The sequence below is a fragment of the Micromonospora sp. L5 genome (assembly GCF_000177655.2).
GTDB lineage: Bacteria > Actinomycetota > Actinomycetes > Mycobacteriales > Micromonosporaceae > Micromonospora > Micromonospora aurantiaca.
On the sequence record NC_014815.1, the window covers coordinates 444,497 to 458,218 of the forward strand.

Here is a 13,722-nt window from a genome sequence, read left to right on the forward strand (position 1 = left end):
TGGCCCGTCACCGTCCAGACGAGCGGCAGCGTCAGCAGCATCGACACGAAGAAGGGACCACGCCAGATCCAGGCCGGCTCCCCACCGTCGAACAACGGCAGGTTCTCGGCCATCCATCGCGCCGGAGCGGGGAGAGAGCTGACGGCTCGGCCGCCGCCGACCTCCCACTGCGTGGCCATCGCGGCGCCGAGCACCGCTGCGACCAGCGGCGCGAGAACCGCAAGGGCGCGCCGCCAGCGGGCGACCGCCCACCTGCCCTCGACACCGGGCCGGTCGGTGCGGTCGGGTACGCGCTGCGGATGCTCCTGTCGCATCGGATGATCGTCCTAGCGTCGCTGGGAAATCCCATCAGGAGAACAGTCGGGATCATCGCTAGCGTGTCGGCTGTAGACGCCGTTACGAGGCCGCCCGAGTTCTTCTGCCCGGAGCGGGCAGGTCGGCGGCCACCGTGCCCAGCAGCGCCAGCGCCTGCGCCGACCGGCTGCCGGGCTCGGCCTGGTAGACGACCAGCTGCTGGCCCGTCGCCCCGGCGACGGTCAAGGAGTCGTACGTGAGGGTCAGCTCGCCGACGTCGTGATGGTGGAACAGCTTCGCCTCGTGCGTCTTTCCCCGTACGTCGTGGCGGGCCCACAGCCGGCGGAACTCCGGACTCTTCAGCGAGAGTTCCCCGACCAGTTCGGTGAGCCGCGCGTCGTCGAGCATGTCGGCTGCGGCGGCCCGCAGCGCGCCCAGGCTGGACTGCGCGACCCGGTCCCAGTGGGGATGGAAGGAACGGGCCGCCGAGTCGAGGAAGACGAACCGGACGAGGTTGGGCTCATCGGCCTCGAACAGCTTGGCGAACAGGGCGCGTCCGAGCCGGTTGGCGGCCAGCACGTCCATCCTGCGGTCGACGATCAGCGCGGGTGTGTGCAGCCAGCCGTCCATCAGGCGCAGCAGGCTCGGCCGGACGGTCTCCCGCGTACCCCTGCGGGCGGGCTTGCGGCCGCTCCTGGCCAGCAGGTGCAGGTGCGCCGCCTCCTCGGCGTCGAGTCCGAGGGTGCGGGCCAGGGCGTTCAGCATCTGTTCCGACGGGTGCTGTTCCCGCCCCTGCTCCAGGCGGGCGTAGTAGTCGGCGCTGACCCCGGACAGCTGGGCGACCTCCTCGCGCCGCAGACCCGGCGTCCGGCGCCGGCCCGAGGAGACGATGCCGGCCTCCGCCGGGCTGGTCGTCTCACGCCGGGCGCGCAGGAACTCGCCGAGCGGGTTGCTGCCGTCCACCACCCCAACATAACCGCGGGCGGTCGGCCGCCAGGAGGCCCAGCCGGGGTGTGACGCACCGTGGTTGCGACCGGCCGTACTCCGCACCGTGGACTCATGGAATCCACACAGATGTCCGGCACCAGCCACCGCAAGGCCGCCACCGTCCTCCTGACGGCGGCGCTCACCGCCTGCGGCACGGAGACACCGCCCGTACCGCAGGCCGCCCCGTCCGCGACGCCGGCGCGGCCCTCGGTCTCCGAGGCCCTTCATCCGTACGTCGGGATGTGGGTCACCGCCGACGGCCACATCCGGCAGGAGTTGTTGCCCGACGGCCGGTACGACGAGGCGCGCGGCGACCGGGCGAGCGCCTACACCGGCCGGTACGAGGTGACCGGCGAGCACATCGACTACTGGGACGACAGCGGGTTCACCGCCGACGGCCGGTTCGACGGCGACGTCCTGCACCACGGCGGCTACCTGTTCTATCGGGAGGGCAGTGCGGCCCACCGGCAGGCGGTCGCGGGGCGGGCGTCCACCCGCCCGTCCGGGTAGGGGAGAACGCCGACGGACAGGGGAGCGTCGGGCGTCCGGTGGCGGCGCAACCGCTACCGGCGCTCGGCGCGCTGCCGGGCCGCCTCGTACAGCGCCACGGTCCCGGCCGCCGCCGCGTTCAGGGAACTCGCCGCCCCCACGATCGGGATGCGCACCATCCGGTCGCTGGCCTCCTGCCAGCCCTTGCTGAGCCCGTGCGTCTCGTTGCCGATGAGCAGGAGAGTGGGGCCGGTCAGGTCGTGCTCGGCGACGTCCACGTCCCCGTGCTCGTCCGTACCGATGATCTGGACCTGCGGAAGGCCGTCCGCGCGCACCGCGGCGACCCAGTCCAGGACGTCGCGGTGACTGGGGACGCGCACCACGGGCAGGGCGAACAGCGACCCGGTGGTGGCCCGGACCGCCTTCGGGTCGTACGGGTCGGCGGCGTGGCCCGTGATGATCACGCCGGAGGCGCCGAAGGCGTCAGCGGAGCGGATCAGCGTGCCGATGTTGCCCGGGGTCTTGGGGCGGTCGAAGACCACCACGAGCATGGCCGGCCCGACCGGGATGCGGGCCAGGTCGTCAGCGGGCTGCGCCACGACTGCGAGTAGTTCGGGTGACTCCTCCTCCTTGCCGCTCAGTTCCCGCATCAGCTCCGGCGCGAGGGCCACCCGCCTGGCGTCGGCGCGGTCGAGCAGGTCGCGGCACCAGCGGGACAGGGGCTGCCGGTCCGGGTGGAGGAGGGCACGGATCTCCCAGCCCTGTTCCAGGGCCACCGTGATCGGGCGCACCCCCTGGACCAGGAACTCCCCGGAACGCTGCCGCTTGGTGCGGTTGGTCAGCAGCGCCTGCCACTGCTGGAAGCTCGCGTTGCGGGTGGTGATCGTCAGGGTCTTCGCCACGCAGCCGATTCAACCGCATCCGGGTTCGAGGTCACGCGCCGGTGAGGTGGTGACGCGGCGCGATTGTCCCGCCGAGTGACCAGCCGCTATCGTTCCCTCGCCCCCAGCCCGCAGAGTTTGAGGATCGCGATGACTTCCCCGCCGTTGACGAAAGTTGCCGATCGGGAAGGTTCGCCCGCCGAGGAACCGGCCGGCACGGCGACCGGACGCGAGCCGGGCAGGGAGGCGACGCCGAGCCGGTTCCGGGCAGACGTCGCCGGGCTCCGGGCTGTCGCCGTGGGGCTGGTGCTGCTCTACCACGCCGGGTTGCCGTTCATCCCCGGTGGCTTCGTCGGCGTCGACGTCTTCTTCGTGATCTCCGGCTTCCTCATCACCGGGCAGCTCATCTCGGAGATCGAGCGCAGCGGACGGGTCTCGCTCACCGGTTTCTACGCGCGCCGGGCCAAGCGGATCCTGCCCGCGGCCACTGTGGTGCTGGCGGCCACCGCCGTCGCGGTCCGGCTGTTCGTACCCCGGGGTGAGTGGCAGGTCATCGGCGGCGACATCGCCGCCGCGGCGACCTACGTCGTCAACTGGCGGTTCGCCGACCGCGCGGTCGACTACCTGGCCGAGGACGTCGCGCCGTCGCCGGTCCAGCACTTCTGGTCGCTCGCCGTGGAGGAGCAGTTCTACCTCCTCTGGCCGCTGCTGATCGTGCTGGCCATCCTCGCCGCGCGCAGGCTCCGGCGGGCGAACGTACGGCCGGTCCTGTGGGTCGGTCTCGCGGTGCTGGCGGTGCCGTCGTTCGTCTGGTCGATCGTCGAGACGGCGAACTCGCCCGAGCGCGCGTTCTTCGTCTCCACCACGCGGCTGTGGGAGCTCGCGGTCGGCGCGGCGGTCGCGCTGCTGGCGGTCCGCGCCGCGCGGATGCCCCGGTCGGTGGCTGTCGTCCTCGGGTGGCTCGGCCTCGCCGCGATCGTGGCGGCGGCGCTGCTGGTCAGCGGGAAGACCGCATGGCCGGGGTACGCGGCGGCGCTGCCCACGCTCGGCGCGGCGGCGGTGATCGCGGCCGGTGCCGCGGCCGGCTCCCGAGGGCCGGTGCTGGTGCTCGGCATGCGTCCGTTCCAGTGGATCGGTGACCTGTCGTACTCGCTGTACCTGTGGCACTGGCCGATGCTCGTGGTGGCCGCCGCGCACTTCGGTGACCTGTCGGTGACCGAGGGCCTGGTGGTGGCGCTCGCCTCGGTGATCCCGGCCTGGCTCACCTTCCGGCTGGTCGAGAACCCGCTGCGGTACTCGCGGAAGATCTCCACGTCGCCGCGTCTGGCGTTGAGCCTGGGCGGCAACTTCACGCTCGCCGGCATCTGCGCCGGTCTGGTCCTGGTGCTGATGGGCGCGTGGGCCGCCGCCGCGACCACGACCAAGGGCCGGTACGCCCCGGGCGCGGCGCTGCTGTCGACAGCGCCCGGCACGGCGCCGATCGGCCCGGTCCCGGAGCGGTTCGACGCGATCACGCCGGACCCGCTGCAGATCCGGCAGGGCTTCATGGACGTGCCGGACACCAACCGGGACAAGTGTTTCCAGCAGGTCGAGGGCGCCGAGGTGCTGTCCTGCACGTACGGCGTTCCGAACGGGTCCACCACCGTCGCGCTCGTCGGCGACTCGAAGATGGACCAGTGGCTGCCCGCGTTCCAGGTGCTCGCCGCCCAGAACGACTGGAAGCTGCTGATCATGGCGAAGGCGGGATGCGCCTTCACCAGCGCCCAGGTGCTCAAGGGCGACGGGTCCGGCAAGCCGTACACCGACTGCATCGAGTGGAACCGTGCGCTGCTGGACCGCCTGGTGCAGGAGCGCCCCGACTACGTGGTCACCTCGCAGTCGGCGTCGACGGCCCTGGACAGCGGGGGTGAGCGCGCCACCGTCGCGGCGATGGTGTCCGGCGTACGGGCCTCGTGGAAGAAGCTCGACTCGGTGGGGACCAAGGTCGTCGTCCTCGCCAACAACCCGCATCCGGGCGCGGCGGTGGCGTGCGCCGACAAGAACCGCAAGCGCCTGTCCGCCTGCGCGTTCGACAGGGAGAAGCACGACCAGGACCCGGCCTACCGGATGCAGCGGCAGGCGGTCGCGGGCGCGCCGAAGGTCAAGATGATCGACCTGTTCGACGCCGTCTGCCCGACCGACAGGTGCCCTGTGGTGTTCGGCAACGTGCTCATCTACCGGGGTGGCTCGCACATCGGCGCGGCGTACGTGAAGACGACCGCGCCGCACCTCGCCCGTGCCCTGTCCGACGTCGGCGTGCCCGCGCGCTTCACCCCGGCCGGGTAGGTCGCCGGGGTTGCGGCGCCCGGCCACGATGGCGGCGTGATCATGCGTCGGCCGCTCTGGCTCAGCCTCGCGTACGTGCTGCTGGCGGTCGCCGGTGGCGCCCTGCTCTGGCTGCCGTTCCACACCCAGATGGCGCTCGACGACTGGGGAGTGACGCTGCGCGAGCGGGGTACGCCCACACAGGCGACGGTGGTCGACCAGGTGACAAAGAGCGGTGGAAACCGGAGTTCCTCGTCGCGCACCATGTACTTCAGTTACGCGGTCGACGGCCGGACGCACTCGCAGGAGGTGCCCTGCTTCGAGGTGTGCCGGGCCGCGGGCACCGAGGTGCCGATCTGGGTCAACCCGGCGGACCCGAACGACTTCGTCACCGACTTCGGGCAGCTCAGCGGGCATCGCGGGCGGGTGCAGGGCGTACTCGGTGTGGTCGGGCTGTTCGCCCTGGGCGCCGGGGTGGTGCTGACGCTGTCCCGCATCCGGCGCGCCGCCCGACCAGGCGACCGCGCCGGCCGGGCGAGCCACGACGCGGCGCGCCGCGACCGGCCGCGCCGGGTGGCGCCGACGCCGGTCGGAGACGGTCGCGGCTACACCGGCCGGGGCAAACGCAAGCGCAACGCCCGGCGCTGACGCAAGCGCAACGCTCGGTGCCGGCCGCCGGCGACGGGGTCAGCGGTAGAGCGTCTCCAGGTAGGCCGGGCCGTAGTGGCGTTCCAGGTCGGCCAGGCTCTCCGCCGGGGCCTCCACCTCCTTGATCAGCCGGGCCCGCGTCGGCAGCACGTCCGGTTGCCAGGTCTCCGGCTGCCACAGCTCGGAGCGCAGGAACGCCTTCGCGCAGTGGTAGAAGATCTGCTCGATCGCGACCTCGACGGCGAGCAGCGGCCGGTGGCCCTTCACCTCCATGTCGGCGAACCACGGCGCGTCGGAGATCAGCCGGGCCCGGCCGTTGATCCGCAGCGTGTCGGTGCGGCCGGGGATCAGGAAGATCAACCCGACGTGCGGGTTGGCCAGGACGTTGCGGTAGCCGTCGGCCCGCCGGTTGCCGGGCCGCTCCGGGATCGCGATCGTGGTGTCGTCGAGCACCAGCGCGAAACCGGGCGGGTCACCCTTGGGGGAGACGTCGCAGGTGCCGTCCGCGCCGGCGGTGGCGATCAGGCAGAACGGCGAGGCGGCGAGCCACTCCCGGTCGCGTTCGTGCAGCGTACGGCGGTCCTTGGCGGCCGCCCGCGGCATCGGTGTGCCGATCAGCTCGCGTAGTTCGGCCTCGCTGGTGATCTCCCGGGTCGTCACGTCTTCCTCCCCCGTCCGTTGACCTCGACGACGGTTCCGGCCCGCGACGGGCCGTGATCCGCCACTGTCAGCCTAGGAGAGCGCGTCGAGCGCCGGGTTTGCCCCCGGAGCCGGCGGGTAGGGACCGGTTCGCAGCGTGCGTCCGGACGCGACGGATGGAGGCCGAGATGGAGAGCCGACTCAAGGTGCTCGGCCATCCCGTGCATCCGATGCTCGTGATGTTCCCGGTGGCGCTCTTCGTGACCGCGGTGATCTTCGACGTGGTGGACACCGTGGGCGGGCCCGGCTTCCTGGCCGAGGTCGCGTACTGGAACATCACCGTCGGTCTGATCGGCGGCCTGCTGGCCGCGGCGGCGGGGGCGTTCGACCTGCTCGCCCTGCCGGCCGGCACCCGCGCCAAGCGGGTCGGTGTCACCCACGCCGCCGCCAACGTGGCGGTCATCCTGCTGTTCGCCGCGGTCTGGGCGGTCCGGCTCAACGCCGACTCCCGGGCGGCCGGGGGCGCGCTCGTCGCCATCGAGGTGGTCGCCCTGGCGATCCTCGGCGTGAGCGCGTGGCTCGGTGGCGAACTGGTGGACCGGCTCGGTGTCGGCGTCGACCCGGAGCACGATCTCAACGCGCCCAGCTCGCTGCGACCCTCCTCGGCGACACAGCGGATCGGAGACGCGCGATGACGGAACAGGGCAGCGGACGGGGCTGGCGTGGTCGCCAGCAGGGCTGGGATCCGATGGGCGAACTCCAGTCGCTGCGCTCCGAGCTGAGCCGGCTGGTCGGCGGACGCTCCGGCAGCCAGGACGTGGATCTGGCCGAGACGGCCGACGGCTGGGAGGTAGTCGTCCGGCTTCCCGGCGTGGCGCCGGAGGAGGTCACCGTCGAGCTGGACGACCGGGAGCTGTGCGTACGCGCCCGGTCGGAGGCCGAGGTGAACGCCGACCACGGCATCCCGGGCGGGTTCACCACCCGGGGCTTCGAGTACCGCGTGGACCTGCCGTCCCGCGTGGACCCGGACCGGATCGACGCGGTGATGGACCACGGCCTGCTCCGGGTCCACCTGCCCCGGGCGACCCGGCCCGCGCCGCGCACCATCACCGTCGGCCGGACCGGCCCGCGACCGGGCGCCGACCGTACGCCGATGCCCGCCGACCCGGCCGCGGACCGGGAGCTGCACCACCCGGACACCGCGCTCGACGAGATCGACAGGCCGTAGGGGCCGCGTGACCAGCCCGCCTGACTCCCGCTCGCCGCGCCGCGACCTGGAGCCGTCGGCGCTCGGGCCGGTGGGCGAGCGCGTCCCTGACGTCGAACGGATCGCCGTGCTGCGCGCCAACGCGCTCGGTGACTTCATCTTCGTGCTGCCCGCGCTGGACGCGCTGCGGTCCGCGTACCCGTCGGCCGAGATCGTGCTGCTCGGCGCGCCGTGGCACGCGGCGCTCTGGCGCGACCGGCCCGGCCCGGTGGACCGGGTGCTGGTGGTACCGGCGGCGCCCGGCATCCGCGACCCGGGGCCCGGCGAGTCGCCGGGTGACGTCCCGGCGTTCCTGGCCGCCGCCCGCGCCGAACGATTCGACCTGGCGTTGCAGGTGCACGGCGGCGGCGGCAACTCGAACCCGTTCGTGGCCGGGCTGGGCGCCCGGGTCACCGCCGGTCTGCGGGCCGAGGGCGCGCCGCCGCTGGACCGGTGGCTGCGCTACGTCTACTACCAGCACGAGGTGATCCGCTACCTGGAGGTGGTCGCCCTGGTCGGCGCGCCCGCCACCACGATCACCCCGTCGCTCGCGGTCACCGCCGCCGACCGGGCGGAGGCCGCCGCCGTGCTCGGCGAACCCACCCGGCCGCGGGTCGCGCTGCACCCGGGCGCCACCGACACGCGGCGACGCTGGCCGCCGGAACGCTTCGCCGAGGTCGCCCGCGAGCTGACCGGAGACGGGTACGAGGTGCTGGTCACCGGCACCCCGGCCGAGCAGGAGACGGTCGACGCGGTGGTGGCGGCGGCCGGGGTGCCGGTGCGTCCCCAGGTCGGCACGCTCAGCCTGGGCGCGCTGGCCGCCGCGTACGCGGACTGCGCGCTCGTGGTCTCCAACGACACCGGCCCGCTGCACCTGGCCGCCGCCGTGGGAGCGCCGACAGTGGGTGTCTTCTGGGTCGGCAACCTGATCAACGGGGCGTCGCCGTTGCGCGGGCGGCACCGCCCGATCGCGGCCTGGACCACCCACTGCCCGGTCTGCGGCGTCGACTGCACACCCGGGATCTACCCGCACCGGCCGGGCGACGGCGAGTGCCCGCACCGGGTGTCGTTCGTGGCCGACGTACCAGTCGCCGAGGTGGTCGAGGCGGCCCGCGAGCTGCTCACACCTCCGCGGGCGACTCGCTGAGCACGACCTCCCACGCCTCCACGTCGCGTTCGGTGACTGTGGTCGGCGACTCCAGGTGATAGGCCCCGCTGGGCAGCACCCCGGCGCCGCCGTGGCGCTCCAGCACCGCGAGCTGCGCGGCGACGTCCTCGCCCTGGTGCCGCTCGGGCAGCCGCTCCCAGAAGTCGAAGCCGCCGGCCTCGACGAGCTTGGCCCGGTCGTAGAGCACGCACCCGCCGATCCAGGAGATCTTGTACGCCCGCCACTCGTCCGCCGCCAGGTCGAGCTTCTCGGTGACGTGCAGCAGGTTCGCCGCCGGGTGGATGGACGCCCGGTGCCACTCCGGCGTGCCGGGCTGGATGCGTTCCGGCACCGGCGGCCCGGTCCACTCCTCGTAGTGCTGGTGCGTCTCCGGGCGGACGTCGTCGGCGTAGGAGAGGCCGTGCACCGCGTTGCCGACGAACCCGCAGCCCAACTCGTCGAGCGCGGTGACCAGGCGGGACAGCGCGCCCGGCTCCAGCCACACGTCGTCGTCGAGGCAGAGCACCGCGTCGGCCGCCGACTGGGCCAGCAGGTACGACCGGTGCTCGGCCAGGCCGCGCCGGGGCAGCCGCCGGGTCAGCAGCACCGGATGCCCCCGGTGCCGCAGCGCCCGCACCATCGTGGCGGCGGCCGGGTGGGCGTACGCGGGATCGCCGTCGGACTGGTCGCTGACCACCACCCCGAACCCGGGTACGCCCTCCTGAGCGGCCAGCCCGGACAGCGTGACCGCCAGCTCGGCGGGCCGGTTGCGGGTGGGGATCAGCACGTCGAGCCGCCGGTGGTGCCGGAACCGTCCGGGCGTGCCCGGGTCGAGCGGACGGGTCACGCCGGCCTGCCCTCGCCGACCGTGTCGCCGACCGGGTCGCCGACCGGGTGGGCGCGGATCCGGTCGATGATCGCCGAGGTGGAGCGGTCCGGTACGTACCCGAGCGTGCGCACCTGCCCGCCCAGCCGCCGTACCAGCGGCGCCTCCGGCACCATCTCCGGCGGGTAGTCGCCGCCCTTGACGTAGACGTCGGGCCGGACCGCCTCGATCAGCCGGGCCGGCGAGTCCTCCTCGAAGACCACCACGTGGTCGACGCAGGCCAGCGCCGCCAGCAGGGCGATCCGGTCCTCGACCGGGTTGACGGGCCGATCCGGGCCCTTGAGCCGCCGTACGCTGCCGTCCGAGTTGACCGCCACGATGAGCAGGTCGCCGAGCGCGCGGGCCTGGGTCAGGTAGCGGACGTGCCCCGGGTGCAGCACGTCGAAGCAGCCGTTCGTGAACACCACCGACCGCCCGGCCTGCCGGTGCTCGTCCACCAGGGCGGCCAGCTCGTCGGCGCCGACCAGCGCCGGATGCCCGCCCTCGTCCGCGCCGGTGCCGAGCGCGGCCAGCAGGTCCTGCCGGCGGCACACGCAGGTGCCGGTGTCGGCCACAGTGATGGTGGCGGCGAGCTGGGCGAGCTGGGCGGCGGTGGGCAGGCCCGCGTCGGCGGCGAGCGCCAGCGTCATGGCCGCCAGGTACGCGTCCCCGGCACCCACCGCGTGACTGGCCGGAACCGGGGTGCTGTGGCTGCGCCGGGGCTCGCCCTCGGCGCCGCCGACCACCGCGCCCTCGGTGTCCAGGGTCACCGCCACCACGTCGGCGCCGGTGTGTTCGCGCAGCTCGGGCAGGCGTGACTCGGCCAGCACGGCCCGGTCCACGCCGGCGCCGGCCGCCGCGCTCACAGTCACGCCGGTCCCGGTGACGCTCAGCCCGTCGCCGGTCAGCGCCACCCGCTCCTCGCCCGGCACCGGTTCGCCGGTCGGGCCGGCGGGGACCTCGGCTGCGGGCGTACCGGAGGTCGGGTGCGGGCTGCCGGGTACGCGCTCACCGGACCCGCCGGGCGCGGCGCCCACCATCAGCTCGGACGGGCCGTCGGCCTCCGCCGGGTGGTTCAGGTGCACGTCACCGCTGGGGACGGCGCCCCGCTCGGCGTGCGCGAACCCGGCGGCGGCGCGGGCCAGCAGCCGGGTCGCCTCGGCGAAGCTCGGCGTCACCACTGTCGGGTTCAGCCCGCGCCAGTCGGCCAGGTCGTGCGCGTCGAGCGCCACGGTGCCGTACCGGTCGCGGTTGGCGACCAGCCAGGCGCGTACCGCCGACGGCAGCGCGCCCAGGCCGTAGTCGCAGACCACAAGCGTGAGCGGCTGACCGGCGGCCACCGCCCGCAGCTCCTCGGTGGCGCAGTGCAGCGCGGTCAGCAGGCGGGCCACGCCGTCGGCGTCCAGCCCGTCCTCCGGACCGCCGGAGTCCTCGCGGAGCAGGATCTGGTTGCCGGCGAGCATCCGCCGCTTGACCGGGGTGGGCCGGCCGGGCTGGCTCACCGTGCGGTCCCAGACCGCTGCCCGGTCCAGGCAGTCGTGCAGCTCGTCGCCGGCTACGTCGGCGCCGACCGGGGCGACCAGCGCGGCCCGGCCGCCGAGCGCCGCGACGTTCACCGCCGTGTTGGCGGCGCCCCCCGCAGCGGAGATCCGCCGCCGCAGGGTGAGGACCGGCGCGGGCGCCTCGCGGCAGAGCCGCTCCGACTCGGCGAACCGCCACTCGTCCAGCATGGCGTCCCCGACGACCAGCACGGGACGCTGCTGCCAGCTCGCCACGACGGTGGCCAGCCGGCGCTCTTCCGCTGCTGCTCCTGCCATGCCTCTGCGGATCCCCCCGGGCCGTCGGGCCAAACCTTGGTGCGACGCGGGCCACCCGATGCGTCCGGTTTCGCGGCATCGGGCGGGGGAACCGTCTCAGACGTACCCCGGAGAGGAGAGAACAGCATGGCAGCGACACTTCAGGGCAAGCGCATCGCCTTCCTGGCCGCCGACGGCGTCGAGGAGGTCGAGTACACCAAGCCCCGGGAGGCGGTGGAGAACGCCGGCGCCCAGGTCGAGCTGGTCTCCATCGAGTCCGGCACGATCCAGGCCTTCAACCACCTCGACCACGGCAAGCAGTACCAGGTCGACGTCACCACCGAGGAGGCGGACGCCGGGGCGTACGACGGCCTGGTCCTGCCCGGTGGCGTGGCGAACCCCGACTTCCTGCGGACGGACCCGGAGGCGGTCCGGTTCGTCAGGGCGTTCTTCGACGCGGGCAAGCCGGTCGGCGTGATCTGCCACGGCCCGTGGACGCTCGTCGAGGCGGACGTGGTGCGGGGCCGCACCATCACCTCCTGGCCGAGCCTGCGCACCGACCTCACCAATGCCGGCGCCAAGTGGGTCGACCAGGAGGTCGTCACCGACAACGGGCTGGTCAGCAGCCGCAAGCCGGACGACCTGCCGGCGTTCTGCGCCAAGATCGTCGAGGAGTTCGCCGAGGGGCGGCACGCCGCCCGATGAAACTCGTACGCCCACCGGGGGCATGATCCGCCCCCGGTGGGATAGGAAGCGGGATGACCGCCCAGGCCGCCCGTCCCGCGTTGCCCGCCCGACAGATCCGCCTGCTGATGTTCGGTCTGATGACCGGCATGCTGCTGGCGGCGCTGGACCAGACCATCGTCGGCACCGCGCTGCCGACCATCGTCGGCGAGCTGGGCGGCATCAACCACTACTCGTGGGTGGTCACCGCGTACCTGCTGGCCTCGACCGCCTCGACGCCGCTGTACGGCAAGATGGCCGACCTGTACGGACGCCGGCCGGTCTTCCTGTTCTCGATCGGGATGTTCCTGCTCGGCTCGCTGCTGGCCGGGCTGTCGCAGGACATGACCCAGCTGATCGTCACGCGGGGCGTGCAGGGCCTGGGCGCGGGCGGCCTGATGACGCTGGCGTTCACCATCATCTCGGACGTGGTGTCGCCCCGGGAGCGTGGCCGCTACCAGGGGTTGTTCGGCGCCGTGTTCGGTGTGTCGTCGGTGGCCGGACCGCTGGTCGGCGGCTACTTCGCGGAGAACAACTGGCGGTGGATCTTCTACATCAACGTGCCGCTGGCGATCCTCGCCATCGTGGTCTGCTGGCACGTGATGCGGCTGGTGCCGTTCGAGCGGCGGGAGCACACAGTCGACTGGATCGGCGCGGCGCTGCTGGTGGCCGGCGTGAGCTGCCTGCTGCTGGCGCTGAGCTGGGGCGGCGCCGAGTACGCCTGGGGCTCCGGCGTGATCGTCGGGCTGTTCGCCGCGGGCGCGGTGCTGGGCGTGCTGTTCGTCGCCCAGGAGGCCCGGACCAAGGAGCCGATCCTGCCGCTGCGGCTGTTCCGCAGCGCCACGTTCGCGCTCGCCAACGGCGCGGGTTTCGTGCTCGGTCTGGTGATGTTCGGGTCGATCATCTTCATCCCGCTGTACCTCCAGATCGTCAAGGGCGCCTCGCCGACCCGCAGCGGTCTGCTGATGCTGCCGATGATGGCCGGCGTCATCGTCACCTCGGTGCTCACCGGCCGGGCGATGAGCCGGATCGGCAGGTACAAGTGGTTCCCGGTGGCGGGCGCGGCCGTGCTGGTGGTCGGCATGCTGCTCTTCCAGCAGCTCCAGGTGGCCACCTCGCTCTGGCTCGCGTTCGGCTACATGGTGGTGATCGGCGTCGGGCTGGGCCTGTGCATGCAGTCGCTGATCCTGGCCGTGCAGAACGCGGTGAGCGTGCGCGACCTGGGCGCGGGCACCTCGTCGGCGACGTTCTTCCGGTCGCTCGGCGGATCGTTCGGCGTGGCCATCCTCGGCGCGGTGCTGTCGTCCCGGCTCACCGCCGAGATGTCCGCGCGGCTGCCCGGTGCGCTGGCGCAGCTCCCGCCGGAGCAGCGGGCCGCGGTGACGGCCGGCGGGGACTTCTCGATCAACGACCCGGCGGCGATCCTCGCGCTGCCCGCCCCGGTACGCGCCGCCGTCCAGGCCGCGTTCGTCGAGTCGCTGCACCTGGTCTTCCTGACCACCGGCCTGATCGCCGTGATCGCCGTGCTGGTCACGCTGGCCATGCCGAACCTTCAGTTGCGCGGCACCGGCCCGCAGGGTGCCACCGGCGGTGCCGACCCGCTCGGCGGGAAGGCGCCCGCGCCCGGCGGCAAGCCGCTGACCAAGGAGTCGAAGGACGAGGCCGCCGCCGACATGGAGGCGAAGTCGCAGACGATGCTGTGA

13 protein-coding genes are annotated in these 13,722 nt (G+C 73.4%); 8 read left to right on the plus strand and 5 right to left on the minus strand.

All coding sequences use genetic code 11. The annotated features are described in order from the left end of the window. Positions 1–396: 396 nt before the first annotated feature. Positions 397–1,260 (minus strand): helix-turn-helix transcriptional regulator, encoded by an 864-nt coding sequence (locus ML5_RS02215; protein ID WP_114919315.1) that lies wholly within the window; start codon positions 1,258–1,260, stop codon positions 397–399. Between the two features lie 93 nt (positions 1,261–1,353). Here ML5_RS02215 and ML5_RS02220 point away from each other — a divergent pair, with 93 nt between their 5' ends. After that, positions 1,354–1,791 (plus strand): Atu4866 domain-containing protein, encoded by a 438-nt coding sequence (locus ML5_RS02220; RefSeq protein ID WP_236619346.1) that lies wholly within the window; start codon positions 1,354–1,356, stop codon positions 1,789–1,791. Between the two features lie 53 nt (positions 1,792–1,844). Here ML5_RS02220 and ML5_RS02225 read toward each other — a convergent pair whose 3' ends face one another. Continuing rightward, the gene (locus ML5_RS02225) at positions 1,845–2,672 is read right to left on the minus strand and encodes a TrmH family RNA methyltransferase (protein ID WP_013473597.1); all 828 of its coding nucleotides are present in this window, start codon (positions 2,670–2,672) and stop codon (positions 1,845–1,847) included. A 129-nt stretch (positions 2,673–2,801) separates the two neighbouring features. Here ML5_RS02225 and ML5_RS02230 point away from each other — a divergent pair, with 129 nt between their 5' ends. Together ML5_RS02230 and ML5_RS02235 are read left to right on the plus strand one after the other, a co-directional pair. Further along, positions 2,802–4,976: an acyltransferase family protein gene (locus ML5_RS02230; protein WP_013283671.1), complete on the plus strand. Its 2,175-nt coding sequence runs from the start codon at positions 2,802–2,804 to the stop codon at positions 4,974–4,976. Between the two features lie 42 nt (positions 4,977–5,018). Next, positions 5,019–5,603 (plus strand): DUF3592 domain-containing protein, encoded by a 585-nt coding sequence (locus ML5_RS02235; RefSeq protein WP_013473598.1) that lies wholly within the window; start codon positions 5,019–5,021, stop codon positions 5,601–5,603. Between the two features lie 39 nt (positions 5,604–5,642). Here the strand turns inward: ML5_RS02235 and ML5_RS02240 are convergent, their stop codons facing one another. Then, on the minus strand, positions 5,643–6,263 hold the full coding sequence (locus tag ML5_RS02240; protein ID WP_013473599.1) for a pyridoxamine 5'-phosphate oxidase family protein: 621 nt from the start codon (positions 6,261–6,263) through the stop codon (positions 5,643–5,645). 167 nt (positions 6,264–6,430) lie between these two features. On the opposite strand from ML5_RS02240, the gene ML5_RS02245 reads away from it, so the two are divergent. Genes ML5_RS02245 through ML5_RS02255 form a run of 3 tightly spaced genes read left to right on the plus strand, consistent with a single transcriptional unit; the run spans position 6,431 to position 8,635 of the window. Next, positions 6,431–6,937, plus strand: a complete 507-nt coding sequence (locus ML5_RS02245) for a DUF2231 domain-containing protein (protein WP_013473600.1) — start codon at positions 6,431–6,433, stop codon at positions 6,935–6,937. After that, on the plus strand, positions 6,934–7,470 hold the full coding sequence (locus ML5_RS02250) for an Hsp20/alpha crystallin family protein (RefSeq protein ID WP_013473601.1): 537 nt from the start codon (positions 6,934–6,936) through the stop codon (positions 7,468–7,470). Before ML5_RS02245 ends, ML5_RS02250 begins: the two co-directional genes overlap by 4 nt. 7 nt (positions 7,471–7,477) lie before the next feature. Beyond that, a complete protein-coding gene (locus ML5_RS02255; protein WP_013473602.1) occupies positions 7,478–8,635 on the plus strand; it encodes a glycosyltransferase family 9 protein in 1,158 nt (385 codons plus the stop codon). On the opposite strand, the gene ML5_RS02260 is transcribed toward ML5_RS02255, so the two are convergent. Both ML5_RS02260 and rfaE2 read right to left on the minus strand, forming a co-directional pair. Beyond that, entirely contained in the window at positions 8,610–9,482 is an 873-nt protein-coding gene (locus ML5_RS02260; RefSeq protein WP_013283677.1) for a glycosyltransferase family 2 protein, read from the minus strand. The genes ML5_RS02255 and ML5_RS02260 overlap by 26 nt on opposite strands. Further along, entirely contained in the window at positions 9,479–11,317 is a 1,839-nt protein-coding gene (gene rfaE2, locus ML5_RS02265; RefSeq protein WP_013473603.1) for a D-glycero-beta-D-manno-heptose 1-phosphate adenylyltransferase, read from the minus strand. The genes ML5_RS02260 and rfaE2 overlap by 4 nt, the downstream gene beginning before the upstream one ends. A 126-nt stretch (positions 11,318–11,443) precedes the next feature. On the opposite strand from rfaE2, the gene ML5_RS02270 reads away from it, so the two are divergent. Both ML5_RS02270 and ML5_RS02275 read left to right on the plus strand, forming a co-directional pair. Beyond that, positions 11,444–12,001 carry a type 1 glutamine amidotransferase domain-containing protein gene (locus ML5_RS02270; RefSeq protein WP_013473604.1) on the plus strand — a complete coding sequence of 186 codons (558 nt, stop codon included), beginning with the start codon at positions 11,444–11,446 and terminating at the stop codon, positions 11,999–12,001. A gap of 53 nt (positions 12,002–12,054) precedes the next feature. Then, the gene (locus tag ML5_RS02275) at positions 12,055–13,722 is read left to right on the plus strand and encodes an MDR family MFS transporter (RefSeq protein WP_013283680.1); all 1,668 of its coding nucleotides are present in this window, start codon (positions 12,055–12,057) and stop codon (positions 13,720–13,722) included.